This window comes from Gudongella sp. QWL-04 (assembly GCF_058683975.1).
In genome coordinates, this window is sequence record NZ_CM178754.1 from 362,931 (window position 1) to 388,683 (window position 25,753).

Here is a 25,753-nt window from a genome sequence, read left to right on the forward strand (position 1 = left end):
AAAGCGAGGTGAATCTATGCTAAGTGAATTGGAAATAGTGTTAAGATTGATACTATCGGCAGTAATAGGCGGAGCTATAGGAATAGAAAGAGAAGCAAGCAACAGGCCTGCCGGATTCAGAACCCATATACTTGTTAGCGTAGGCTCTACTCTAATTATGCTGGTTTCAGCCTATGGGATGGGTGAGAGTGCCGACCCTGCGAGACTTGCTGCCCAAGTAGTTAGCGGCATAGGATTTTTAGGGGCAGGAACTATCTTAAGAACCGGTAATCATATCAAAGGCCTTACAACGGCTGCGAGCCTTTGGGTATGCGCCGGGATTGGCCTTGCCATAGGAGCAGGGTTTTACCTGGGTGGTGTAGTTACAGCCGCAATAGTTCTTATATCCTTAGTTGCATTGGGCAATGTCGAGGTGAACGTGCTTAGAGGAGCAAACAAGCTGGTCAGAGTAACTGCTACTGACAGGGCCGGATTAATTGGAGATATTGGAACTGTATTTGGCGAGTACAATATTTCTATTCGTAACGTTACCATCGATGATATAAAGGACGACGGAGAAGGTCCGGGTAAAATCGAGATAAAATTTTATGTTAAGAAGCCCATCAATCTAAATCTGCAGGGTCTTTACGACAGCCTATTCCATATCAGGGATATTGATGAAATTGACTTTGAGGATCAAAGGATTGAAAACTGGAGAAATAGAAAGGGAGGAAACTGATTTGTTAAAACAGCTTATGAAACCTGAGGTCAATGAAGAAATAGCAGTGATGAAAACTAATTTTGGTGAGATAAAAATTAGATTATTCCCGGAGGTTGCACCAAAGGCTGTAGAGAACTTCACAACCCATGCCAGGTCAGGATATTATGATGGAATAACATTTCACAGAATAATAAATGACTTTATGATACAAGGGGGAGACCCTGAAGGTACTGGCAGAGGCGGCAAAAGCATCTGGGGCAAGCCTTTTCAGGACGAATTCAACAGCATGTACAGAAATTTCAGAGGTGCATTGTCTATGGCAAACTCTGGGCCAAATACAAATGGAAGCCAGTTTTTCATAGTGCAAAAGACCAGTGTTGAGAAAAATATACTTGGACAGATGGAGGATTTGGGTGAAAAAAGAGGATATCCTCAGGATGTAATCGATGCGTACAGAGAACTGGGAGGTACCTTCTGGCTGGACGGAAAGCACACTGTATTTGGTCAGGTATTTGAGGGATTGGAAATAGTCGATCAAATAGCTGAAACTCCGGTAGGAAGCGGCGATAAACCCATCAAGCCTGTTGTGATAGAAAGTCTTACCATAATTCCATGGAAGAGTGAATAACGTGAAATCGAGTATTGAAAAGGTCATCTGTGATGCTGTAAAGGAATTTGAAAAACATGAGGATATATCGACTAGATGGAAGAAGCCTCTGGTTGCATATGCTGATGCAGCCGATCCGTTGTTTAAAATTCTAAAGCATGTAGCCGCTACGGATCATTATGAGCCGTTTGATATAAATCCTGCTGCGAAATCAGTTATAACATACTTCCTGCCATTCGAGGATTGGGTAGTTGAAAGTAATACAGGAGGTACTGATTGCTCGAGGGAATGGGCGATGGCATACATTGAGACCAACAAGCTGATAGCAGAGATCAATGATGGCTTGATCAGGTTTCTCACTGACTTGGGGTGGAGGACAGAAAAGCTTCCAAAGGAGCTTAATATAAACCGTGATACCTTAAAAAGTGTATGGTCCAACAGACATGTATCATATATCGCAGGTCTAGGTACCTTTGGTATAAATAATATGCTTATAACTGAAAACGGCTGTTGTGGGAGATTAGGAAACGTAGTGACAAGTCTTCAGATTGAACCTACAAAAAGGCCAGATCATGAATATTGTCTGAAGAAGCTTGATGGCAGCTGTGGGATATGCGTTGACAACTGTATGGTTGGTGCATTAGATGATGGCTTTGACAGATTCGGCTGCAATGAAGTCTTGAAGATGAATGCAACCAGATTTGGAGACCTTGGCGAGGCACAATGCTGTGGCAAATGTTTGACAGGATTGCCATGCTCTACAGGAAATCCCGAGGCACTGTCAGTATGACAAAAATCCCTTCATGGATCAGAGAAAGGGAAATATATGAGGGGGTGCATTTATGCATCAGTACAAAGGAAAGCTTATAATTCACACAGGTTCTATGTTTTCCGGTAAAACGTCAAGTCTGGAGAAGGACGTAAAAAGATTCAGGATCGCAGGCTACAGGACCCTGGCTTTCAAGCCTTCAGTTGATACAAGATATGCCAGCTCAGAAATCGTGACTCACGATGATACAATTCTTGAAGCGGTCTTGGTGGAAGATATTTCTGAGATCCTCAGGCAGTGCAGCCTAAATAAACCTGAGGTCGTAGCTATAGACGAGGTCCAGTTTCTTGGAGGAGGCCTTGATGAAATAATAAAGGGTGTGAACAGCCTTTTAGGCCAGGACATTACTGTAATCGCAGCAGGACTGGATATAGATTTTGCAGGTCAGCCCTTTGAAATAGTAAAGGAGCTGATGCCCATAGCTGATTATTTGACGAAGCATCATGCAGTATGTGTAAAATGCGGTACTGATGCATGGGTAAGCCATAGAAAGACTAAGGACAGGGAAAGAGTCGTGATTGGAGCCTCAAGAGAGTATGAACCTCTTTGCAGAAGCTGCTACTTAGAGGAGAAAAAGCTTGAGGATGCGATAGTGAATAAAAACCAGGTCACCTTTATATAAAAATCTCGGGGTGTGCCCCGAGATTTTTATTTTTTCTTATTGTTCAGAAATGATAGATATACTGCCAGAGGAGGTTTCTAAATCAAGTGACTTAGAACCATCTCCGATCTTTACAATCATCTGATCTTCATTGTTTTTTGTGACAGCTCCCGGACCACTGTAGTCAAGGTTTCCGGAAGATGTTCTAGCTTCAATGTCGTAGTCAGGCTCATCCTCAATTTCGACATCAATGCTACCAGAGCTTGCTGCAGCAGAGATATTACCCGAGGATTTGACCAACTTCAGTTTGATGCTGCCTGAGCTTGAATTTAAGTCGAAATCACCGATTACCGGATATATTATCTGGCCTCCGGATGAGGTGGTTACAGAGCCGATTTCTGCAATAGTGTCTATCAGCTGTACAGACCCCGAGCTTGTTGCTATCTGCAATTTCTTAAGAGACAGATCCTTAACGTTGACTGGTGCAGAGGACGTTTCTATATTCACCGATCCTTCGTAATCTTCAGGGACAAGTACTGTAAGCCTGAGTCCTGAACTTGATATAGTGATGCTGTTGCCATCAGGAACTGCCTTCAACTCAAGCCCTCCAGGGATACTGCTTACCGTTAGATCAAGATCCACATTCCCCTTATAACTTCCTGTAAGCGTAGCGACGACTTTATCGGTGCCTCCTTTCTCTATGGAAACATCCGCAAAGGTAGATTTTACACTTAGAATACCGTCTTTGGTTATATCCTCTTCAATACTCTTATCTACTGTCTTGTTAACAAGGTCAACCTCATTGAAGAATCCATCACCAAACCTCAGACCGTCGATTCCAATTACTGTCCTTTTTCCACCCTCAATAACTTCTATGCCCCTCCAGGTAATCGTAACGGAGGTATCTCCATCTAGAACATGGATGCCATCTCCACCAATTCTAACCACATCTCCATTATCTGTTATCTCAATAGCATTTTCACCTACATAATCAGAAAATCTGAAATTATCGATATATCTAAGAGAATAGAACCCTATCCCAAATGAAACCAGGACTACTCCAATAAGGATCAGCGAAATTTTTTTAAAATCCATATATTACACCTCCTGTCCATTGACGAGTCTTCTATTCCAGGCTAAATATGCTGATGTAAGCTTGAATAGAAGCTTAGTAAGGACAACTCCCAATACTACCATAAGAACTCCAAGAGCTATTAAGCCAATTCCGAAAGCAATAACCGTTATGATTCCAGGTTGGAATCCAGGTATGAAGAAGGTAAAAGGGAAGCCCAACAGCATTGCAGCACCTCCAATGGAAATGCCAACACCTGCTGCAAAAATACCAAATAAAAATCCAACTATGCCAAGGAAGGGACCTAGTACAAATACCAAATTAAGACCAATCAATAGTATCAGTATCAAAATTTTCCTTGTTCCATCCATATTTCCTGGGGATGGAGGCTGCTTGACTGAATTATCCTGTTCCTTGCCCAGGGTTTGTCTGATGCTGTCAGCCACCTCATTAGGAGCGCCCAGCTCAACTACGATTTCCTCATCCGTTTTACCTTTGTCTCTTCCGATTGCAAAATGTTCCTCATAATCCAGAAGAATTTCCCTTATCTCATCCTCGGGAAGTCCCTTCAAGTATGATCTTAAACTGCTTAAATACTCATTCCTTTTCATTTACCTCACTCCTTAGCAAATGATTCACACCGTTTACAAAGGTGTTCCATTCTCTTTCCAATTCCTCCAATACATCCCTGCCATTTTCAGTAAGGCAGTAATACTTTCTAGGGGGTCCTTCCTGGGATTCCTCCAGATAGGTCGTAACATAGCCGTCGGTTCGAAATCTCCTCAGCAGCGGATATATGGTTCCCTCAGAAATCAGGACGTACTTTGATATATTTTCAACCAATTCATACCCATAAAAATCCTTCTTAGAAAGCTGCGAAAGAACACAAAGCTCAAGAACCCCTTTTTTGAATTGAATGTTCACTATATTCAACTCCTTTCATGGTACAGCTATAATATAACACACGCTACCTTATAATGCAAGGTACTGTGTAAAAAAAGTCAGAGGCCTCTTGACCTCTGACTTTGAAGGATCTCATTCAAAGCTTAAACCCTCCCTGTGAAGCCCTACACTAAGGATTATCCCTATAGATACGAGGTTGATTAGCTGGAAGGTTCCCCCATAGCTCATGAAGGAGAGAGGGATACCTGTTATAGGCATCAAGCCAAGAGTCATTCCAATATTCTCCCATATATGGAACAGGAACATCCCCGCAAGACCAGTGGACATAAGCGAGCCGAAGGTATCTGTAGAGTTTTTTGCTATCTTTACTATCCTGTATAATAATATAAAATAGAGCAGTATCAGTACGGCTCCACCGATAAAGCCAAGTTCTTCTGCAAGAACTGCAAATATAAAGTCAGTCTGCTTTTCGGGAATATAATTGAATTGAGTCTGAGTTCCCTTGAACAATCCTCGTCCAAACATTTTTCCGCTTCCTATTGCAATCCTGCCCTGTAAAGCCTGATATCCTGTATTCGTAGTATCTCTTTCAGGGTCCAGAAAGTTAAATATTCTATCGCGCTGGAAGTCATCAAGCCTCATCCAGATAACAGGAAGGCTCATCAGACCAACAATAAATGCCAACCCGATGTACTTCCATTTAATGCCGCCTGCAAATAACATTGCAGCGATTATAAAAACAAATACCATGGCGGTTCCCATATCAGGCTGCATAAGTATCAAGACTACAGGTGAAAATGCTAATGCAATAGTCTTTAACAAAACAAACGGCGAGTTGATATCCTCCTTATGCTTATCCATATACTTTGCAAGTGAGATTATCAATCCAACCTTAACAAATTCTGCAGGTTGAAAACCGAAGCTCCCTATATAAAGCCAGGAACGGGCCCCCCATTGCTCATCACCCACACCCATGAACAAGACAGCAAACAGAAGACCTATTGAGACTATATATATTGGTATATAAAGCTTACCCAGAAACTGATAGTCGAAGAAAACAAAGAACAATATCGCTGCGAAACCTATGAGAGTTGCAATACCCTGGGTTTTGACAAACCTTAGGTTCTCCATGCTTAGGGTTGCAGAATATATTATTATAAGACCATAAATACAAAGCATAATGACCGAAGATAGCAATATAAAATCAAATTTTTTGAATGCCTTTTTCCTTAAATTGAACATTTCACCGACTCCTTTACTTCAGTTGTTATTATATCATAATACATCGTTTAGAAGTAGTGGGAATGCGCAAGCATATTTGCTATAATTAATTGAGAGGGAGATCAGGTATGAATAATAAAATAAGAGGTATTGCTAAGGAATTGAATATTGATATCATTGGATTCACAGGGAATGAGTCACTATTCGGGCTTCAAGAAGTTCTTGAACTGAGAATGAGTAAAGGACTTGTTACTGAATTTGAGCCAAAGTCTGTTAAGGAGAGAATAGATCCTGCAATTACTCTCAAGGGTTGTAAAGGGATAATAACTATAGCAGTTCCTTATAATACCGGGTACGATATCAGCTCGAGGGTTCCGATCAAGGGAAGCCTCAGTAGATCCTCCTGGGGTCGGGACTATCATAAAGTAGTTGGTGACCTGCTAAGGGAGCTTTCAAGAAGGCTTAAATCTGAGTTGGATGGCGAATACCTGCCATTCGCGGACACTGGGCCATTGGTGGACAGAGAGCTAGCATATATGTCCGGACTTGGTTACTACGGCAAAAATTGCTGTATTATAACTCCAGGCTATGGTTCCTATGTATTTATAGGCTACATACTCACCAGTCTTGAATTGTCATCAGAGGTTATGCCAATTGAAAGTCAATGTGGAGATTGCAGGCTTTGTATCGATGCCTGTCCCACTGGTGCATTGGAGAAGCCTGGAGTTCTGAATCCTAAAAAGTGCATATCTTACCTGACGCAAACAAAGGACATCATACCAACAGAGCTCCAAAGAAGGATGGGTGTTAAGATATATGGATGCGACACTTGTCAGGCAGTTTGCCCTAAGAACAAAGGCGTAAACCTTTCAGACATAACAGAGTTCCTGCCAGTAAAAACCGGTGGCTTTGTCGATATTGAAGAACTGTTGAAAATGAGCAAAAATGAATATATTAAAAAATACGGTGATATGGCTGGGAACTGGAGGGGGAGGAGCGTTCTTATAAGAAATGCAATTATCGCAATCAGTAATATTGGGAGAGAGTCTCAATATAAGGAGCAGCTCGAGGGTCTTAAGAAAAAAGAGGTCGAGCTTTGGAATCCATATTTATAATTCTGGTCGCTGGATACTTAAATTTTCAATTTACTGAAGCTATGGTATAATCTAAACGAATAGAACGATTAATTTCAGGGAGGGATCCAATTGTCAAATATTCATGAGCTGCAATTTTTAAAGGATAAGATCCAGGAGCTAAAGGACCAGGGAGTGTACAGAAAGCTTCCTGTACTGCAAGGAGCCAGCGGTCCCGAGGTTCTGCTTAATGGCAAAAACGTAATCAACCTATCCTCGAATAACTATCTGGGCTTCGCAAACCATCCTAGGCTTAAGGCAGCTGCGATTGCAGCTGTAGAAAAGTATGGTGCAGGCTCCGGTGCAGTCAGGACAATAATTGGCAACATGAGCATACATGAGGAGATGGAGGAGGTTCTTTCAAAGTTCAAAAGAGAAGAAGCTGCTTTCGTCTATCAATCAGGCTTCAATTGTAATGCAGGAACTATTCAGGCAGTTACAGAGGCTGGAGATATAATCATCTCAGATGAACTGAATCATGCTTCCATAATTGACGGTTCAAGACTATCCAGAGCAGACAAAGGGATCTATAAACACTCTGATATGGACAGCCTTGAGGCAGTTCTTAAGGATGCCAGAGACAAATACAGGAATATCCTTATTATCACCGACGGCGTGTTCAGCATGGATGGCGACGTTGCAAAACTTCCTGAGATAGTGCAGCTTGCTGAGAAATATGAAGCCATGACCTATGTTGATGACGCTCACGGCTCAGGTGTACTTGGAGAAAGCGGAAGAGGTACCGTTGACCACTTTGGACTTCATGGAAGAGTAGATTTTACGATTGGAACACTTTCCAAGGCAATTGGAGTAGTTGGGGGATATGTTGCAGGTTCAAACACTATGTACGAATGGCTTAGCCACAGAGCTAGACCGGTACTATTCTCTACCTCTATGCCTCCAGCAGCTGCTGGCGCAATTATCGAGGCTGTGAAGATGCTTACTGAGTCAACAGAATATACCGACAAGCTTTGGGACAACGCAAAATACTTCAAAGAGAAGATGGGAACATTAGGCTTTAATATAGGAAACAGTCAAACACCCATAACTCCAGTAATTATTGGAGACGAGGCAAAGACAATGGAGTTCAGCAGAAGACTTCTTGATAAGGGAGTATTTGTGTCTGGAATAGTATTCCCAACTGTACCAAAGGGAACAGGAAGACTCAGATGCATGGTTACAGCCGGACACAGCAAGGAGCAGCTTGACAAGGCTGTTGAGGCATTTAAGGCGGTTGGGGAAGAGATGAAGCTTTTGTAGAATCATACTGAAAATATTAGAGATCCAGGATCATGTGGTCCTGGATCTCTAATATTTTGCATAGATTATTATCGCCCTAAACAGATATGCCTTATACACTGGTTTTTGTATCCGTGACAATTGACCCTGTTTTTTCCTTTTCATATATTGTAGAATGAATATATGTAAGCCATGGAGGTGGATCATGTTTATTGGTGCTTGTACTATAAGACTTGAAATATTTGAAGCTAGTTCCTTAAAAGAAAAAAGACAAGTATTAAAAAGCATAATCGAAAGACTAAAGCATAGGTTCAACATATCCGTAGCCGAGGTAGACATGTTCGACAGCTGGCAGACTGCTGAAATTGGATTTGCATGTGTATCCTCTGAGCCTGATCATGCAAGAAAGATGATCCAAAGCGTAATCAGATTTATAGATGGCGATGGTCGGGTAGAAATCATTTTTCAAAGCATAGAGATAATTTAGGAGAGACCATGAGAAAGAAGCTAACAAAAAAAGAGATTGCATTGGTTATAAAAAAGCTGCTTGAACTGTATCCTGACGCAGGACCGGAACTGGACTTCACAACACCCTTTGAACTCCTTATTGCGACCATCTTGTCAGCTCAATGCACGGATGTCAGAGTAAATAAGGTCACTTCAGAAATTTTTGCTGAGCTTAAGGCACCTGAGGACTACATAGCACTTGGGCAGATTGAGCTTGAGAAAAGAATCAGGACCTGTGGCCTTTCAAACTCTAAAAGCAGCAATATCGTTAGTACCTGCCAAATCATCAATGAGAAGTACGGTGGTACTGTTCCCGAAACTATAGAGGAGCTTATCACTCTTCCCGGCGTTGGTAGAAAAACAGCCAACGTTGTTGCAAGCAACGCATTTGGAGTACCTGCAATTGCGGTTGATACCCATGTTTTTCGGGTATCTAACAGAATAGGACTAGCAGATTCAAAGACGGTTGAAAAAACAGAGGAAGACCTGATGAAGAATATTCCAAAGGATATGTGGACAAAAGCGCATCACCTTCTTATTTTTCATGGCAGGAGGATTTGTAAAGCACGAAAACCGGGATGTGAGATCTGCCCAATAAATACTGAATGTCTCTACTACGAAAGGGAGATCAACAATGGATAAAAGAGTAGTTGCAGCAATAATCGTTCTACTTATCATGTCAGGAGCCTTGTTTGGAGGTTATACCTATCTTGATGGGAAAATCAATATAGATGGTTATTATGAAGGCGTATCGGTAGCAGGTATCCCAATAGGCAGCCTGACAAGAAAACAGGCGGAAAGTAAATTGAGACAGAGCCTTGAAGCTGGCTTTAACAATAAAGGAATTATAGTTGAATCTGATGAGCACCCCGGTGAAGAAACCTTCATTTCCTATGCCAAGCTTGGATATACCTATGATTATGAGACTGCGCTAAATGAAGCATATAAAGTGGGGAGAAGCGGAAACATCATAGATAGGTTCATGAGGATACAAGATTTGGAGAATTCTCCAGTCGATATAGATATTGAGGCTTTTTACAGTGAAGCAAGACTGGATTTTGAGTTGAAAGCCATAGCAGATAAATATAAGAGGGACCCTAAAAATGCCGGCTTTGATTTTGCTGCTGGAGAAATGTCAGTCACTAAGCATGTAAATGGAACGGCAGTAGATCTGGACACCCTAAAAAAAGATGCAGAGCTTGCAATTCCTGAGGGTGGAAGAGTTGAGCTTCCATTAAGGATAGTTGAGCCAGAAATAAAAACTGAGTTTTACGAGAGGATAAACGGTAAGATAGCAGAATTCTCAACAAGCTTTAAAGGCAGCGCTCCTGGAAGAGTCAACAATATAAGGTTGTCAGCCAAGGCTTTTAAGGGTATCCTTTTGATGCCTGGAGATGAGCTTTCTTACAATGAGACCACTGGTCCCAGAAGAGCAGATGCAGGCTACCAGGAAGCTCCAGTTATACTCAACGGAGAACTGACTCCAGGTATGGGCGGAGGAGTTTGCCAGACATCGACTACACTTTATAACGCTCTTCTTCTTGCAGACCTTGAAATCATTGAAAGGCACCCACACTCTATGCCTCCTGCATACGTACCCAGGGGAACAGACGGAGCTGTAGCCACAGGGTATCTGGATCTAAGATTCAAGAACAACTTTGATTATCCAGTATATATCGACTCAGAGGTCATAGGTTCCAGAGTCTACTTCTATATCTATGGTGATCTTAAAGAAAGAGATTATACAGTAAAAATTGATACACAGCTTCTCTCAACAATACCATATAAGGTACAAGAAAACCTGGATCCATCGTTAACACCGGGAACCAGAGAGCTGATTCAGGAGGGAAGAACAGGTTACAAGGTCAGCACCTATAAGTCGATAATCAAAAATGGCGAGGTAGTGAGCAGAGAGATAATATCCTCTGATTATTACAGAGAAAAGGATTTTATTTACAAAGTAGGACCTGTAACTGTCATTGAGCTGGTAGTTGAACCGCCAGTTACATTTGACCCAATTCCGGTCATACTACCTGAAGATGGAGTTTTACCTGAGGTATTGCCATAGGAGCAGAACTTTGATATGATTACGACAGTTGAATATGTCACATGGGTATCTCTATGAGATTTAAAAGGGAAAGTGGTTGAAATCCACTACAGCCCCCGCTACTGTGAACGGGAACGAAATCAGCTTTATGCCACTGGGGAACCGGGAAGGCGCTGAAATTAGGATGATCCGTAAGTCAGGATATCTGCCTGTGTATGCAAAAGCCTTTGGTTTTTGCCTCGGAGGGAGGGATATAATTAATTGCTATCAGCCTGTCTCCGGACAGGTTTTTTGTTTTCTAATAACTGAAGGGAGAGGGAAATAATGAAAAAAAGATGGATCATACTTATGATCGCTATAGTTCTGGCAGTTACCTTATTATCTGGCTGTGCACCAAAGGAAGAAACAGGAGAGATTACTCAGGAAACACCTGCAGAGGCTCCAGAAACCGCAGGAATTTCGGTATTGGATGATTTTGGTAATGAGATTGTATTGGAGGGACCTGCTCAGAGGATAATATCGCTGGCTCCGAGTAATACTGAAATACTCTTTGCAATAGGGGCTGGTGATAGAGTCATTGGAGTTACAACCTTCGATGATTATCCTGAAGAAGTGCTGCAAATTGAAAAGATAGGTGATTTCAACGGAATGAACCTGGAGAGGATAATAGAGCTCGAGCCGGATCTGGTCATCAATTATGGAGAAGGGATAACAGAGGAAACGCAAAGACTTGTAGAGGCAGGAATACAGATTGCAGGCTTTGAACCTGAGAGCATAGAAGAGATCATTGAAACCATTGGAAGGATAGGATTACTTACAGGAAACAGCGCTGAAGCAGAAGCACTTTCAAAGGGAATGCTGGATAAAGAGGCTGAGCTTATTGAAAAAGTAAAAGGACTTGAAACAAAGAAGGTATTTTACGAAATCTGGCATGAGCCGTTGATGGCTGCAGGGCCTGGATCCTTCGTCGATCAACTTATATTGCTGGCAGGAGGAGTCAATGTGGCTGGGGATGCTGAAAGCGAATATCCTCAGTTTGATCTTGAACAGCTTATAGAAAGAAATCCACAGGTATACCTGACAGCAAACGATCTGCCGGAAAAGACTGTAGAGTCGATCAAGGAAAGACCCGGGTATGAAAACATAGATGCAATAAAGAACGGACAGATATATCTATTGGACGGCAACATAATGTCAAGGCCGGGACCTAGAATAATTGAGGCCCTTGAAATATTGATGAAGGCTATCCATCCTGAAATTAAGTAAAGGCTGTGAGTGGAATGAAAGGTAAGATAAAGAGGAGCTCCTACGGGATCGTAACAGCAGCTATGATTGCAGTTCTAGTTATTGCAGTCGGAGCAGCAAGCGCCCTGGGCTCTGCTGACATCAGCATATTTGACGCCTTCAGAGTTGTAGGATCAAAATTACCTGTTCTCGATAACTTTGTAGATCTGGATGGCATATCCTCAGCAGCAAATTCAATTATCTGGAATGTTAGGCTTCCCAGAGTCATTTTAGGTGTTCTTGTTGGGTCGGCATTGTCGATCTCCGGAGGTGCCTTTCAGGGACTTCTTAAAAATCCTATGGCAGATCCCTATATACTAGGGATCTCTTCTGGGGCTGCACTTGGAGCAACCATAGCAATAATTACTAAGCTTGAGATGAGCTTAGCAGGTTTTTCTGGGATATCCTTGGCGGCCTTTCTTGGGGCTTTGATCGCTGTAGCATTTGTATACAACATAGGAAAGATCAAAAATCAGGTGCCGGTTACGACCCTTTTGCTTGCGGGAGTAGCAGTAGGTCAGTTTCTTACTGCTGTAATGTCCTTCCTGATGGTAATATTCAATAAGGATATGACAAAGATAATTTATTGGACTCTTGGAAGTCTTGCAGGGAAAGGGTGGTCACCTGTAACAGCTCTAGCATTTCCTGTTTTTTTAAGCATGCTGCTCCTTTTATATTTTTCCCGGGATATAAACATAATGCTTATGGGAGAGGAATCTGCTAAGTCTCTTGGAGTGAACGTAGAAAGAACAAAGCTATATGTGTTGCTTATTGGTACCTTCCTAACGTCAACGGTAGTATCCGTAAGTGGGATAATCGGTTTTGTAGGCCTCATAATCCCCCATATGGCAAGGCTTATTACAGGCCCGGATCATAGGATATTATTGCCTGTATCTGCAATAGGCGGTGGAATATTCATGATATTTGCGGATACTGTTGCAAGGACAGCAATATCGCCTGTTGAGATCCCTGTAGGTATCATAACAGCTCTTTTTGGAGGCCCATTTTTTATATTCCTTTTAAGAAACAAGAAAAAATCATTATAGGAAGCCTGGTGTATACCTATGACTGTATTAGAAGCAAGTAGAATAGTATATTCATATTCAAGAAAACCTGTTGTTAAAGATGTTAGTCTTGAAGTGAATAAGGGTGAGTTCCTGAGCATAATCGGTCCAAATGGCTCAGGTAAATCAACATTGCTTAAAACCCTGAGCCATGTTTACATTCCTGACAGCGGAGAGATAATCCTCATGGGGAAATCACTGGATACCTATAAGCGTAAGGAGATCGCACAAAGAATAGCTATGGTTCCTCAGGATACTTCGCTGGATTTTGAGTTTACCGTTGAAGAGGTAGTCCTGATGGGGCGTCACCCTTTTTTGGGGAGATTCGCAAAGGAAGATTCCAATGATCTGGATCTTGCTTATGAAGCCATGGAAAGAACTAATACATTACACATAAAGGACAGACTCATCACTGAGATATCAGGTGGAGAAAGACAGCGGGTTTTTATTGCTAAGTCACTAGCACAGAACACTTCTATCATGCTTCTCGACGAACCTACTTCACATTTGGATATAAACCATCAGATAGAAATACTAGAGCTATTAAAAAGATTGAATTCTGAAAAGGAACTGGCAATAGTGCTGGTTATCCATGACATAAATCTCGCCTCTAGGTATTCAGACAGGATATTACTTATGAAGGACGGAGAGATAGTTGCTCAGGGAAGCCCAGAAGCCGTCATAACACCGGGAAATATAGAAAATACCTATGGAATGAGGGTAGCCGTGGAAACGAGCAGGTATACAGGGAATGTCACAGTGACGCCGATTGAGATCAAGAGAAGATTAAAGGGATCAGAAAAAAGAAGGATCCATATAATTGGCGGAGGGGGAACAAGTCTTGAACTGATGCACAGGCTAAACCAGGAGGGACATGATTTAAGTCTGGGTGTGATCAATGTCGGCGATACTGACTGGCAGCACGGCAAAGCACTTAGATTGACATTGATTGAGGAAAAACCCTTCTCTGGGATATCTGAAAGGGCTTTCAGGAAAGCTCTTGATCAAATAATGAACTCTCATGCAGTGGTAATATCACCTACTCCTATGGGAAGTGGAAATCTATTGAATCTTAAACTGGCGAAGGCAGCTCTTGAAAAGGGAATTAAGGTTATTAGACTGTCACGATCTGACGAAGAGTTTGATTTTACTGGCGGAGAGGCAAACAAAATACTTGACGAAATGAGATTTATGGGACTTATCGAGGTTGCTGACACTGAAGCAGTTATAACAGAGATACGTAAAATATAGACCGGTGCAAGCCGGTCTTTTTGTTTTATTTTGTCTGGTGATATGTTATATTTAAGTTGTTGGGAGGATTGAAATGAGCATAAAACTAATCGCAATAGATATGGATGGAACACTGTTAAATAAACAAAACCTGCTTACTAAAAGAACGAGAGAAGCAATTGAGTTAGCGAAAAAAAAGAAGATAGAGGTTATAATTGCAACCGGCAGAGTATTGAAGTCGGCTGTGCATTACTCTAAAGAACTGGGCCTTGAAAGCTATATAGCAGCCTGCAACGGAGCTGTGGTGGTCGATAAGGATCTAAATAAGGTTATAGACCGTCCAATTTCCAGGAAAGATATCGAAAGTGTAATGGAAACAGGACATCAGATGGGTATATATTTTCATTTTTACAATGAGGATACCTTCTTCACTAAGACTTATGTCAAGGAGATCGTTGATTATTATACGCCCACAACTGAAAAGCTGAAAGGCCAATCAATAGATATAAAGCTTTATGATTCGCCGGAGGATATTATAAATGATGAACAGCTTAAAATATACAAGTTCCTCTTCATAGATAAGGACCAGGACAAGCTGATCCAACTGAGGAGAACCTTGGAAAAGCTTAAGTCTGTAGAGCTTTCAAAGAGCTGGAGAGACAATCTGGAGGTAATGGATAAAGGAGTGTCTAAAGGATCAGCAGTGAAACTTCTGTGTGAACGACTTGGTATAAAAGCTGATGAGGTTATGGCTATAGGCGACAATGAAAATGACATTTCCATGATAAAATTTGCTGGCGTAGGAGTCGCAATGGGAAATGCTGAAGATATAGTTAAGGAGCAGGCAGACTTTGTTACAAGCAGTAATGATGAAGATGGAGCAGCGCTTGCAATAGAAAAATATGTATTTTGATCGGAGGATACAATGGCTCTTAATATAGTATTGGTAGAACCTGAAATCCCTCACAATACCGGCAGTATAGCCAGGACATGTGCGTTGACTGGGACAAGGCTTCATCTGGTAAGACCTCTAGGATTCTCAGTCAGCGACAAATATCTGAAAAGATCTGGTCTTGATTATTGGCATCTTGTGGAAATCAGCTACTATGACAGCCTTGATGAAGTAATGGAGAAGAACCCGGGATCCAAATTTTATTATGCAACTACAAAGGCAAGCAGAGTATACTCAGAATTTACTTATGAGGATGGGAGCTTCTTCGTGTTTGGAAAGGAGACAAGGGGACTGCCTCCAGAACTGATAGCAAGGAATCTTGAAACAGCTATTAAAATACCTATGAGAGAAAATATTGCAAGATCCCTGAACCTTTCAAATTCAGCCAATATAGTCATCTTTGAAGCTCTAAGACAGTTAGGATTTCCAGGTCTAGGTTGATAAATAGGTATACAAAGTTCATTAAGGTATGTTAATATATTTGGGTGATTCAGACAAAAGGAGGATGACGCTATGGATTGGGCACTTCCGGTACTGGGAGGACTTGGATTGTTCTTATACGGCATGAATCTTATGGGTGCCGGGTTGGAAAAGTCAGCAGGTAAAAGACTTAGGAAGATGATCGAAGCACTTACCACTAATAGACTAAAAGGAGTGTTGGTAGGTACTTTAGTTACAATGATCATTCAAAGCAGTAGTGCTACTACTGTAATGGTAGTTGGATTTGTAAACGCTGGCATAATGACTTTACCTCAAGCTGTTGGTGTTATAATGGGAGCGAATATCGGAACGACCATAACTGCCCAGCTAATAGCTTTTAAGTTGACAGACTATGCTCCGCTAGCAGTTGCAGTGGGTGTTGCTATGTGGATCGCCGCAAAAAATAAAAAGGCGAAGAATTACTCTGAAATACTTATTGGTCTGGGAATTCTTTTTATTGGTATGGATATGATGGGCGATGGCTTAAAGCCACTGGCTGAGATCCAAGCTTTCAAGAATATAATGACCAGCCTAAACAATCCAGTTCTTGGAATGTTAGTCGGATTGGGATTAACGACCCTGGTCCAATCAAGTTCAGCTTCAATTGGACTTTTACAGGCTTTGGCAGGGCAAGGATTAGTTACTATGCATATAGCGTTCCCAATCCTGTTTGGAGAAAACATTGGTACAACTACAACTGCCATCATATCAAGCATTGGTGCAAACAAGACAGCAAAGAGAGCTGCAATAATACACTTTCTTTTTAACGTTATAGGTACTCTTATATTTATGACTATACTTAGATATCCAATTGAGTGGTTTGTAACCTATATTTCTCCAGAGGATGTCCAAAGACAGATTGCCAATGCTCACACATCCTTCAATATTATTAACGTGATCATTCAATATCCATTTGCTATGATGTTGGTCAGAGCTGCAGAAAAATTAGTACCAGGCGTTGAGGAAGCAGATATGACTGAGTCAAAATATTTGGACAAACGTATCATAGAAACGCCATCCATAGCACTAGGCCAAGCTATGCGCGAGGCCAACAGGATGGGTAACATTGTTCTTGAAAATTTAGCAGCCTGTAAAGTCGTAATGCTTGAAGATAGGATAGAGGGAGTAGATGCTATCTTTGCAAGGGAAAAATCTATCAATAAGATACAGCGTGAGATTACTGATTACCTGGTCCAGCTATCCAATGCACCTTTGTCTGACGAACAGCATGCGGATGTCAATGCCCTGTTTTACGTAATAGGGGATATTGAGAGAGTTGGGGACCATATAGAGAATATTACAGAGTTGGCTCAGTACAAGTCTGATAACAATCTGTACTTTACTCCTCAGGCAATAGAGGAGTTAGGCGAGATGTTCGACGTTTGTGATAACGCGTTTAAGACGTCTATCGAGGCTTACCGGGTCACCGATGAGGCTATGGCAAGGCAAGTTCTTGTACTTGAGGATGAAGTCGACAGACTGGAAAAGCAGAATCGATCAAACCATATCGACAGGTTGAACAAGATGCTTTGCAGCACAGGATCAGGGATAGTATTTTTGGATGCTATAAGCAACCTGGAAAGGGTTTCTGATCATGCAAGCAATATTGCAATGTACGTATTGGATAAATTTAAGGATTAATGTTATCAATTAAATATTTCTATAATCCTATTGACTACCTTGAATGAGATAGGATATAATGACCTTGCAGAGTTGTTAAAAATGTAACAAAATCTTATGGAAAATTCTGAATTATTTTGGATGATTATTGCGGGAGAGCCCACAAGGTGGCGCCGAAGGAGTAAATGACAGAGATAGCCCCTCTGTTGCTAATCTCTCAGGCAAAAGGACCGCAGTAGGACAGAACTCTGGAAAGGCGTCATTCACCGAAGGAGCAATCCCTTCATTTGGAGTTGGGAGAATCTCTCAGGTTAATAAACAGAGTAAGTAGGCGGAGGTCTATTTATTCTGTTTATTTTTAATTTGGGCTGAATTAAGAACAGAATAGTACAAAACTATAAAGGAGGTAGATTGGATGGTTTACGATGTTGTTATTATCGGAGCTGGACCAGCAGGGCTCTCAGCAGGACTCTATGCGGCAAGAGCAAGACTCAAAACTCTGATCGTTGAGAAGGAAGCAGCTGGCGGTCAGATCGCAACCACAGACGAGGTTGCAAACTATCCGGGTTCGATCGAGCATGCAACAGGACCGAGCTTGGTTGCAAGAATGGTGCAGCAGGCTGAAGAATTCGGTGCAGAAAAGGTCTCGGATACAGTTGTATCAGTCGATTTTGAAGGGGACATAAAGACGGTCAAGTGTGAGAAAAACGAGTACAAGACTAAGACTGTTATCATAGCGACTGGAGCTGTTCCAAAGCACATAGGCTGCCCGGGAGAAAAAGAACTGACAGGAAGAGGTATTTCCTACTGTGCAACCTGCGACGGAGCCTTCTTCGAAGACCTTGAGGTGTTCGTAGTCGGCGGAGGAGATTCTGCTGTCGAGGAAGCGATGTATTTAACCAAGTTTGCAAGAAAAGTTACTATCGTACACAGAAGAGATTCTCTAAGAGCTGCTAAATCTATTCAAGAAAAGGCCTTCAAGAATGAAAAGATGGCTTTTATGTGGGATTCAGTTATCACAGAGGTCAAGGGAGATGGGATCCTTCAGTCAATGACGGTCAAGAATGTTAAAACAGGTGAAGAATCCGAGTATTTTGCTGATGAGGACGATGGTACATTCGGGATATTCGTTTTTGTTGGATATGATCCTGCCACTAAGCTTTTTGAAGGCGTGATTGACATGGAGAATGGGTATATTAAAACCGATGACAATATGAAGACAAACATACCTGGAGTATTTGCCGCCGGGGACAACAGGGTAAAGTCACTGAGACAAGTGGTTACTGCTACTGCGGATGGGGCAATAGCAGCGACACAGGCTGAGAAGTATATAGAAGAACACTTTTAATAGGAGGTTGTGAAATGATCGAATTAAACAAGGAGAATTTTGAAGCTGAGGTCTTGAATGCTGAAGGTACTGTACTGGTTGATTTCTGGAGCCCTTCATGCGAACCATGCAAGGCTCTTATGCCTCACGTACATGAATATGAAGAAGTTTATGGCGATAAGATAAAGTTTACTTCGCTTGATATTACTGTTGCAAGAAGAGTTGCAATCGGTCAAAAGGTCCTTGGACTTCCGGTAATCGCTATATATAAAAATGGCGAAAGAGTAGATGCAGTTGTTGGAGATGAGGCTACAACTAAATCTGTCGAGGAATTGATCAAGAAGTATTGTTAATAGTGGCTATAAATCCGGGGTGCCGGATAATACGATATCAACCAATTATCTAAGGAGGTGAAGTCAATGCGTCTTGAATTAGGCCAAGTACTAATTAAGGATGTAAAATTCGGTGATTCGACAGTGCTGGAGAACGGAGTGCTTACCATAAATAAGGAAGAGTTGATCAATTTGATCATGGAGGATGAGCACATTGCTTCAGTCAGCGTCGACATCGCAAAGCCAGGTGAAAGTGTAAGGATAACACCTGTAAAGGACGTTGTTGAACCAAGGGTCAAGGTGGAAGGCCCCGGTGGAGTATTCCCGGGAATACTTTCGAAGGTGGATGTAGTAGGTTCAGGTAAGACTAACGTGCTTAAGGGTTGTGCAGTAATGACAACAGGTAAGATCGTGGGGTTCCAGGAAGGTATCGTCGATATGACAGGCCCTGGAGCAGAATATACACCATTTTCCAAGACGATCAACGTAGTAATGAATTGTGAGCCTGTTGAAGGCTTGAAGCAGCATGATCATGAAAAGGCGGTTAGATTTGCAGGCTTTAAAGCTGCAGCTTTCCTCGCCGAGACAGCAAAAAAGGTTGCACCTGACACTGTTGAGGTTTTCGAGGTAGATGCATTTGTAGATGGAATGAAAAAATATCCTGACCTTCCAAGGATAGGGTATGTTCAAATGCTTCAGACACAAGGACTACTCCACGACACCTATGTATATGGAGTGGATGCTAAGCAGATCGTTCCAACTATAATGTACCCAACAGAAATCATGGATGGCGCTATAGTCAGCGGCAACTGTGTATCGGCCTGTGACAAAAATACAACCTATCATCACCTGAACAACCCAGTTGTTCACGATATGATGAAGGTACATGGCAAGGAGATAAACTTTGCCGGAGTAATAATAACAAACGAAAACGTATATCTTGCAGACAAGGAAAGATCATCAAACTGGACAGCTAAGCTTGCTGAATTCCTAAACCTTGACGGAGTAATAATTTCCCAGGAAGGCTTTGGAAATCCGGATACTGACCTTATTATGAACTGTAAGAAGATTGAAGCAAAGAATATCAAGACAGTAATAATTACTGATGAGTATGCTGGAAGAGACGGCGCAAGCCAGTCGTTGGCAGACGCTGACAAAGCAGCTGATGCTGTTGTCACAGGTGGAAATGCTAATGAGGTTATCGTACTTCCAAAGATGGACAAGGTCATAGGGACCCTTGCTTATACAGACATTATAGCAGGCGGCTTTGATGGAAGTCTTGCAGCTGATGGCACAATAACAGTTGAGATTCAGGCAATAACCGGAGCTACCAATGAAATAGGCTTCAACAAGATGTCAGCAAGAGGATTCTAATATCAGAGACATAAATATAACGAAAGGATGTGGAAGAATGTCAATCTTCAATGAAAATTCGAAGGTAATAATCATTGGCGATAGAGACGGCATACCAGGGCCGGCTATGGAAGAATGCATAAAGACCACACCTGCAGAGGTAGTATTTTCAGCAACTGAGTGTTTTGTCTGAACGGCTGCAGGAGCGATGGATCTTGAGAATCAGAAGAGGGTAAAGGACATGGCAGAGAAGTACGGCGCAGAGAACGTAGTCGTATTGATCGGTGGAGCAGAAGCTGAATCAGCAGGATTGGCTGCTGAGACAGTAACAGCCGGAGACCCTACATTCGCAGGACCATTAGCAGGAGTTCCGTTGGGACTCAAAGTATACCACGCAGTAGAGCCTGAGTTTAAGGAAGCAGTAGACGCAGGCGTATATGATGATCAGATAGGCATGATGGAGATGGTGCTTGACGTAGATGCAATCGTTGCTGAAGTCAGTGCTATGAGAAATCAGCACACCAAATATTAATAATTGAAGCTTGAATAATTAAATCGAAATGAAAGGATGTGGAAGAATGTCAATCTTCAATGAAAATTCGAAGGTAATAATCATTGGCGATAGAGACGGCATACCAGGGCCGGCTATGGAAGAATGCATAAAGACCACACCTGCAGAGGTAGTATTTTCAGCAACTGAGTGTTTTGTCTGAACGGCTGCAGGAGCGATGGATCTTGAGAATCAGAAGAGGGTAAAGGACATGGCAGAGAAGTACGGCGCAGAGAACGTAGTCGTATTGATCGGTGGAGCAGAAGCTGAATCAGCAGGATTGGCTGCTGAGACAGTAACAGCCGGAGACCCTACATTCGCAGGACCATTGGCAGGAGTTCCGTTGGGACTCAAAGTATACCACGCAGTAGAGCCTGAGTTTAAGGAAGCAGTAGACGCAGGCGTATATGATGATCAAATAGGCATGATGGAGATGGTGCTTGACGTAGATGCAATCATTGCTGAAGTCAGTGCTATGAGAAATCAGCATACTAAATATTGATACTCCACTAATATAAGGAGAGGAGGGAACCAAATGGGGAAATTAAAAATTGTTCATTATATTAATCAGTTCTTCGCAGGCATAGGCGGGGAGGAAAAAGCTGATCATAAGCCAGAGGTAAGAGAAGGCGCACTTGGTCCTGGTCTGGCTATTCAGGCTGGCTTTGGAGGAGAAGCTGAAATTGTGGCTACCGTAATCTGCGGTGACAGTTATTTTGGTGAGAACATGGAGGAAGCTAAGGCTGCTGTTCTTGAAATGGTCAAGGGTTATACCCCGGATCTATTTATTGCAGGTCCGGCGTTCAACGCAGGGAGATATGGAGTTGCCTGTGGTGCGATAACTGAAGCAGTACAAGCTGAATTAGGGATACCGGCATTGACTGGTATGTATATTGAAAACCCAGGTGCTGATATGTATAAGAAGTCAGTTTATATAATATCCACCAAGAATAGTGCTGTTGGAATGAAGGATGCAGTTGCGGCTATGGTTCCGCTGGCGAAGAAGCTTGTCAGCAAGGAAGAGGTGGGAGCTCCTGAAGTGGAAGGCTACCTCCCAAGAGGAGTCAGGAAAAACTATTTCACAGAAAAAAGAGGCTCAGAGAGAGCTGTTGACATGCTTCTTAAGAAATTGAAGGGCGAGGAGTTCGAGACTGAATATCCAATGCCGGACTTTGACAGAGTAGCGCCAAATCCTGCAGTAAAGGACCTTTCAAAAGCTAAGATCGCTCTTGTTACCTCAGGTGGTATAGTGCCTAAGGGCAATCCGGATCACATAGAATCGTCATCAGCTTCCAAGTACGGCAAGTATGACATCGATGGAGTCTTTGACCTGACAGTCGAGACCTATGCAACCGCTCATGGTGGTTATGACCCTGTTTATGCAAATCTTGACGCTGACAGAGTTCTTCCTGTAGACGTATTGAGAGATTTGGAGAAGGAAGGCAAGATCGGAGAGCTTCATAGATACTTCTATACTACAGTAGGTAATGGTACAGCAGTTGCCAGTTCCAAGAAATTTGCTGCTGAATTCAGCAAGGAGCTTGTAGCTGATGGAGTAGATGCAGTTATCCTGACCTCGACCTGAGGTACCTGTACTCGTTGCGGTGCAACGATGGTAAAAGAAGTAGAAAGAGCTGGGATACCGGTAGTTCATATCTGTACTGTAGTTCCAATATCATTGACAGTAGGAGCAAACAGGATCGTACCTGCGATCGCTATCCCTCATCCACTAGGTAATCCATCAATGGATCCGGCAGAAGAGAAGGCTCTTAGAAGAAAAATCGTTGAGAAAGCTCTTAACGCTTTGACAGTTGAAGTAACTGAACAGACAGTATTCGAAAAATAATCTCGTGGAAATGGGTGATTGACAAATCACCCATTTCCATACAGAAATATAATATGGAGGTGACTCACTTGAGTTATTCAGTTGTAAAAGGAACAAGCTATATACTGGTGCATGCTCCTGACATGGTGCTTCATAATGGTACCACTCAGACGACGGAGAAGCACCTGAATCCAAATTCAGAGTATCTTAAGAACCTTCCCAACAGTCTCAGGAGCTATGAGGAGGCTGTAAATTACCTGCCAAATCAGGTATATATCGGGAACAATACACCGGAGGATCTAAGATCAAATCCACAGCCTTGGGTAGGTCTGGACGTGCCGGGAGCGTCAAGGAGCGGTAAATATGGTGAAATATTGCCTCAGGACGAATTCATAGGCCTTATAAAAATCGTCGATGCTTTCGATCTGGTTAAGCTTACCACTGACTTCACTACGAATGTCAAGAAGCAGCTTGGGGATCATCCTTTGATAAGTGAAGAGCTGGTTTCAAGGATGAAGGCTGGAGATGAGCTTGCTGATATCGAAAAACTTATTGAGGAACAGGGAGCAGAGCCTATATATTTGGATGGTAAGCTGATAGGTTGTGTTAAGCGAGCTCATGATGTCGATGTGAATCTAAATGCACATGTTATCTTTGAAAACCTTGTATCTAAGGCTTCTGGAGTTCTTGCTGCTCTTCACCTTGTAAAGAACACAGGGATAGATCCTGCTGAGATCGAGTATGTACTGGAATGCTCTGAAGAAGCATGCGGGGATATGAATCAGCGTGGAGGAGGAAATTTTGCGAAGGCCATAGCCGAGGTTGCAGGTCTTGTAAATGCTTCAGGATCAGACGTTAGAGGTTTTTGCGCAGCTCCAACTCATGCAATGATATCTGCAGCATCCCTCGTTAAGGCTGGGACTTTCAAGAATGTTCTAATAGTATCTGGCGGCTCAACAGCAAAGCTTGGTATGAACGGTAAGGACCATGTAAAAAAAGGTCTTCCAGTGCTTGAGGATGTAATTGGAGGCTTTGCAGTTCTTGTAAGTGAGAACGATGGTGTCAGCCCGGTTTTAAGAACAGATCTAGTCGGAAGACATACAGTTGGTACAGGCTCATCACCACAGGCGGTCATCACTTCACTTGTAACTGAACCGCTGGACAGAGGAAATCTTAAGATAACTGATATAGATAAGTACTCAGTTGAAATGCAGAACCCTGATGTAACAAAGCCAGCTGGAGCAGGAGACGTACCAAGTGCGAACTATAAAATGATCGCTGCTCTGGGAGTAAAGAGGGGCGAGCTTGACAGGAATGATATAAATGACTTTATAATCAAACACGGAATGGAAGGCTGGGCACCAACTCAAGGCCATATACCCTCAGGAGTTCCTTATGTGGGCTTTGCAAAAGAAGAGCTGGAAAAGGGAAAAATCAACAGAGTTATGATAGTTGGTAAAGGAAGTCTTTTCCTTGGCAGAATGACCAATCTGTTTGATGGTGTTTCTATAGTAATGGAGAAAAACCAGGGAATCGTGGAGGAAAGCAAGGGTATATCCCAGGATGAGGTAAGAAGCCTTGTGGCAGAAGCCATGAGAGATTTTGCTTCACACCTTCTGCAAGGATAGAGGTGACGATATGGCAACAGATAATATAAAAACAATGATAGGCAGCATCTTTAATGAGATAGCAGATGCGATGGAGACAGGGAGCTTTGGCAGAAAGATCCGTGTTGGCTTGACTACCCTTGGCAGTGAGCTAGGTGTTGACAATATGATCAAGGGTGCTGAAATGGCACAAAAAAGAGCGTCTCATATCGAAGTAGTGCTCATAGGGCATAAGGTCGCTTCAGCCCTGACTCAGGTTGTTGTGGAAAATGAAGATCAAGGCTATAAAGAGATGGAGAAAATGCTTGACTCAAAGGAGCTTGATGCATGTGTAACTCTTCACTACAGCTTCCCGATAGGCGTATCAACTGTCGGAAGAGTGGTAACCCCAGGTAAAGGTCGGGAAATGATAATCGCAACGACTACCGGGACATCCTCTGCACATAGAGTTGAAGCTATGGTAAAGAATGGTATCTACGGCGTTATAACAGCCAAAGCTATTGGCATAAAAAACCCCACTGTAGGCATACTAAATGTTGACGGCGCCAGACAAGTAGAAAGGGCTTTCAAGGAGCTTGCTGGTAAAGGTTATCTAGTAAACTTCACTGAATCCTCAAGGGCAGACGGAGGAGCAGTAATGAGAGGTAATGACCTCCTCGCAGGAACTCCGGATGTAATGATAACAGATACCTTGACTGGTAATATTATGATGAAGGTCTTTTCATCCTTTACAACCGGTGGCAGCTATGAGTCTCAAGGCTACGGATATGGCCCTGGTATAGGCGAAAACTACGACAGACTTATTATGATACTGTCAAGGGCATCAGGCGCACCTGTAATTGCAAATGCAATATCATATGCTGCCGAGCTGGTACAGGGAGACGTTTTAGGCTTAGCAAAAACAGAGTTTGATTCAGCCAATAAGGCTGGTCTTAAAGAGCTTCTTTCCTCACTTACAAAGGATGTGAAAAAAGAAGAATCTAAAGCTGAAGCAAAAGCTCCTGATAAAGAACCTGTAACAGGTACCATTGACGGTATTGATATAATGGAATTGGAAGATGCAGTACAGGTTCTATGGTCTAGTGGAATTTATGCTGAGTCCGGAATGGGATGTACGGGACCAATAGTTATGGTGAATGAAACTAAGATCAATGAAGCACTTGGAGTACTCTCAAAGGCAGGTTATTCAGTAGGACAGGCAGAAGACTGTTAAACACTCATAATATCGGGGATATGTCATAAAACACATATTTCCCGATATTATTTTTTA

General features: G+C 42.4%; 27 protein-coding genes and 3 riboswitches. Of the genes, 23 read left to right on the forward strand and 4 right to left on the reverse strand.

Features of this window, described 5'->3' with window-relative positions; all coding sequences use genetic code 11:
• Nucleotides 1–16: 16 nt before the first annotated feature.
• The 4 genes from AC4PHB_RS01825 to AC4PHB_RS01840 are packed head-to-tail and all read left to right on the forward strand — an operon-like array spanning nt 17 to nt 2,758.
• The gene (locus AC4PHB_RS01825) at nt 17–718 is read left to right on the forward strand and encodes an MgtC/SapB family protein (RefSeq protein WP_492136962.1); all 702 of its coding nucleotides are present in this window, start codon (nt 17–19) and stop codon (nt 716–718) included.
• 1 nt (nt 719) lies between these two features.
• The gene (locus AC4PHB_RS01830; protein WP_492136963.1) at nt 720–1,328 is read left to right on the forward strand and encodes a peptidylprolyl isomerase; all 609 of its coding nucleotides are present in this window, start codon (nt 720–722) and stop codon (nt 1,326–1,328) included.
• Nucleotide 1,329: 1 nt separating this feature from the next.
• A complete protein-coding gene (locus AC4PHB_RS01835) occupies nt 1,330–2,097 on the forward strand; it encodes a hypothetical protein (RefSeq protein WP_492136964.1) in 768 nt (255 codons plus the stop codon).
• Nucleotides 2,098–2,149: 52 nt separating this feature from the next.
• A complete protein-coding gene (locus AC4PHB_RS01840) occupies nt 2,150–2,758 on the forward strand; it encodes a thymidine kinase (RefSeq protein WP_492136965.1) in 609 nt (202 codons plus the stop codon).
• 36 nt (nt 2,759–2,794) lie between these two features.
• Here AC4PHB_RS01840 and AC4PHB_RS01845 read toward each other — a convergent pair whose 3' ends face one another.
• The 4 genes from AC4PHB_RS01845 to rodA all read right to left on the reverse strand — a co-directional run bounded on the left by AC4PHB_RS01845 (nt 2,795) and on the right by rodA (nt 5,954).
• Entirely contained in the window at nt 2,795–3,832 is a 1,038-nt protein-coding gene (locus tag AC4PHB_RS01845; protein WP_492136966.1) for a DUF4097 family beta strand repeat-containing protein, read from the reverse strand.
• Between the two features lie 3 nt (nt 3,833–3,835).
• The gene (locus tag AC4PHB_RS01850) at nt 3,836–4,420 is read right to left on the reverse strand and encodes a DUF1700 domain-containing protein (RefSeq protein WP_492136967.1); all 585 of its coding nucleotides are present in this window, start codon (nt 4,418–4,420) and stop codon (nt 3,836–3,838) included.
• Nucleotides 4,407–4,733, reverse strand: coding sequence for a PadR family transcriptional regulator (locus AC4PHB_RS01855; protein WP_492136968.1), 327 nt, complete (start codon nt 4,731–4,733; stop codon nt 4,407–4,409). Before AC4PHB_RS01855 ends, AC4PHB_RS01850 begins: the two co-directional genes overlap by 14 nt.
• Nucleotides 4,734–4,844: 111 nt before the next feature.
• Nucleotides 4,845–5,954 carry a rod shape-determining protein RodA gene (gene rodA / locus AC4PHB_RS01860; RefSeq protein WP_492136969.1) on the reverse strand — a complete coding sequence of 370 codons (1,110 nt, stop codon included), beginning with the start codon at nt 5,952–5,954 and terminating at the stop codon, nt 4,845–4,847.
• Nucleotides 5,955–6,061: 107 nt separating this feature from the next.
• Between rodA and queG the strand changes: the two genes are divergently transcribed.
• The 19 genes from queG (at nt 6,062) to grdD (ending at nt 25,696) form a co-directional block, all read left to right on the forward strand.
• Nucleotides 6,062–7,048, forward strand: coding sequence for a tRNA epoxyqueuosine(34) reductase QueG (queG, locus tag AC4PHB_RS01865; RefSeq protein WP_492136970.1), 987 nt, complete (start codon nt 6,062–6,064; stop codon nt 7,046–7,048).
• 90 nt (nt 7,049–7,138) lie between these two features.
• Nucleotides 7,139–8,326 (forward strand): glycine C-acetyltransferase, encoded by a 1,188-nt coding sequence (locus tag AC4PHB_RS01870; RefSeq protein WP_492136971.1) that lies wholly within the window; start codon nt 7,139–7,141, stop codon nt 8,324–8,326.
• 184 nt (nt 8,327–8,510) lie between these two features.
• On the forward strand, nt 8,511–8,792 hold the full coding sequence (locus tag AC4PHB_RS01875; RefSeq protein WP_492136972.1) for a DUF503 domain-containing protein: 282 nt from the start codon (nt 8,511–8,513) through the stop codon (nt 8,790–8,792).
• Nucleotides 8,793–8,800: 8 nt separating this feature from the next.
• Complete coding sequence (gene nth, locus AC4PHB_RS01880) at nt 8,801–9,454, forward strand: endonuclease III (RefSeq protein ID WP_492136973.1); 654 nt, start codon at nt 8,801–8,803, stop codon at nt 9,452–9,454.
• Entirely contained in the window at nt 9,447–10,880 is a 1,434-nt protein-coding gene (locus tag AC4PHB_RS01885) for a VanW family protein (RefSeq protein WP_492136974.1), read from the forward strand. The genes nth and AC4PHB_RS01885 overlap by 8 nt, the downstream gene beginning before the upstream one ends.
• A gap of 26 nt (nt 10,881–10,906) precedes the next feature.
• Nucleotides 10,907–11,086, forward strand: a riboswitch (cobalamin riboswitch).
• Nucleotides 11,087–11,183: 97 nt separating this feature from the next.
• Entirely contained in the window at nt 11,184–12,125 is a 942-nt protein-coding gene (locus tag AC4PHB_RS01890) for an ABC transporter substrate-binding protein (protein WP_492136975.1), read from the forward strand.
• 14 nt (nt 12,126–12,139) lie between these two features.
• Nucleotides 12,140–13,189 carry a FecCD family ABC transporter permease gene (locus AC4PHB_RS01895; RefSeq protein ID WP_492136976.1) on the forward strand — a complete coding sequence of 350 codons (1,050 nt, stop codon included), beginning with the start codon at nt 12,140–12,142 and terminating at the stop codon, nt 13,187–13,189.
• Between the two features lie 18 nt (nt 13,190–13,207).
• On the forward strand, nt 13,208–14,458 hold the full coding sequence (locus tag AC4PHB_RS01900) for a heme ABC transporter ATP-binding protein (protein WP_492136977.1): 1,251 nt from the start codon (nt 13,208–13,210) through the stop codon (nt 14,456–14,458).
• A gap of 73 nt (nt 14,459–14,531) precedes the next feature.
• The gene (locus tag AC4PHB_RS01905) at nt 14,532–15,350 is read left to right on the forward strand and encodes a Cof-type HAD-IIB family hydrolase (protein ID WP_492136978.1); all 819 of its coding nucleotides are present in this window, start codon (nt 14,532–14,534) and stop codon (nt 15,348–15,350) included.
• A gap of 12 nt (nt 15,351–15,362) precedes the next feature.
• Nucleotides 15,363–15,830 carry a tRNA (cytidine(34)-2'-O)-methyltransferase gene (locus AC4PHB_RS01910; RefSeq protein ID WP_492136979.1) on the forward strand — a complete coding sequence of 156 codons (468 nt, stop codon included), beginning with the start codon at nt 15,363–15,365 and terminating at the stop codon, nt 15,828–15,830.
• A 72-nt stretch (nt 15,831–15,902) separates the two neighbouring features.
• Nucleotides 15,903–17,510: a Na/Pi cotransporter family protein gene (locus AC4PHB_RS01915; RefSeq protein WP_492136980.1), complete on the forward strand. Its 1,608-nt coding sequence runs from the start codon at nt 15,903–15,905 to the stop codon at nt 17,508–17,510.
• Nucleotides 17,511–17,630: 120 nt separating this feature from the next.
• Nucleotides 17,631–17,732, forward strand: a riboswitch (glycine riboswitch).
• 2 nt (nt 17,733–17,734) lie between these two features.
• Nucleotides 17,735–17,814, forward strand: a riboswitch (glycine riboswitch).
• A gap of 90 nt (nt 17,815–17,904) precedes the next feature.
• Entirely contained in the window at nt 17,905–18,837 is a 933-nt protein-coding gene (gene trxB / locus AC4PHB_RS01920; protein ID WP_492136981.1) for a thioredoxin-disulfide reductase, read from the forward strand.
• A gap of 14 nt (nt 18,838–18,851) precedes the next feature.
• Entirely contained in the window at nt 18,852–19,169 is a 318-nt protein-coding gene (gene trxA, locus AC4PHB_RS01925) for a thioredoxin TrxA (protein ID WP_333686855.1), read from the forward strand.
• Between the two features lie 66 nt (nt 19,170–19,235).
• Nucleotides 19,236–20,522 carry a glycine/sarcosine/betaine reductase component B subunit gene (locus AC4PHB_RS01930; protein WP_492136982.1) on the forward strand — a complete coding sequence of 429 codons (1,287 nt, stop codon included), beginning with the start codon at nt 19,236–19,238 and terminating at the stop codon, nt 20,520–20,522.
• Nucleotides 20,523–20,559: 37 nt separating this feature from the next.
• Nucleotides 20,560–21,033, forward strand: coding sequence for a glycine/sarcosine/betaine reductase complex selenoprotein A (grdA, locus tag AC4PHB_RS01935; RefSeq protein ID WP_492136983.1), 474 nt, complete (start codon nt 20,560–20,562; stop codon nt 21,031–21,033).
• 46 nt (nt 21,034–21,079) lie between these two features.
• The gene (gene grdA, locus AC4PHB_RS01940) at nt 21,080–21,553 is read left to right on the forward strand and encodes a glycine/sarcosine/betaine reductase complex selenoprotein A (protein ID WP_492136984.1); all 474 of its coding nucleotides are present in this window, start codon (nt 21,080–21,082) and stop codon (nt 21,551–21,553) included.
• Between the two features lie 33 nt (nt 21,554–21,586).
• On the forward strand, nt 21,587–22,897 hold the full coding sequence (gene grdB / locus AC4PHB_RS01945) for a glycine reductase complex selenoprotein B (RefSeq protein ID WP_492136985.1): 1,311 nt from the start codon (nt 21,587–21,589) through the stop codon (nt 22,895–22,897).
• Nucleotides 22,898–22,965: 68 nt separating this feature from the next.
• Nucleotides 22,966–24,504: a glycine/sarcosine/betaine reductase complex component C subunit beta gene (gene grdC / locus AC4PHB_RS01950; RefSeq protein WP_492136986.1), complete on the forward strand. Its 1,539-nt coding sequence runs from the start codon at nt 22,966–22,968 to the stop codon at nt 24,502–24,504.
• 10 nt (nt 24,505–24,514) lie between these two features.
• Nucleotides 24,515–25,696 carry a glycine/sarcosine/betaine reductase complex component C subunit alpha gene (grdD, locus tag AC4PHB_RS01955; protein ID WP_492136987.1) on the forward strand — a complete coding sequence of 394 codons (1,182 nt, stop codon included), beginning with the start codon at nt 24,515–24,517 and terminating at the stop codon, nt 25,694–25,696.
• Nucleotides 25,697–25,753: the final 57 nt, after the last annotated feature.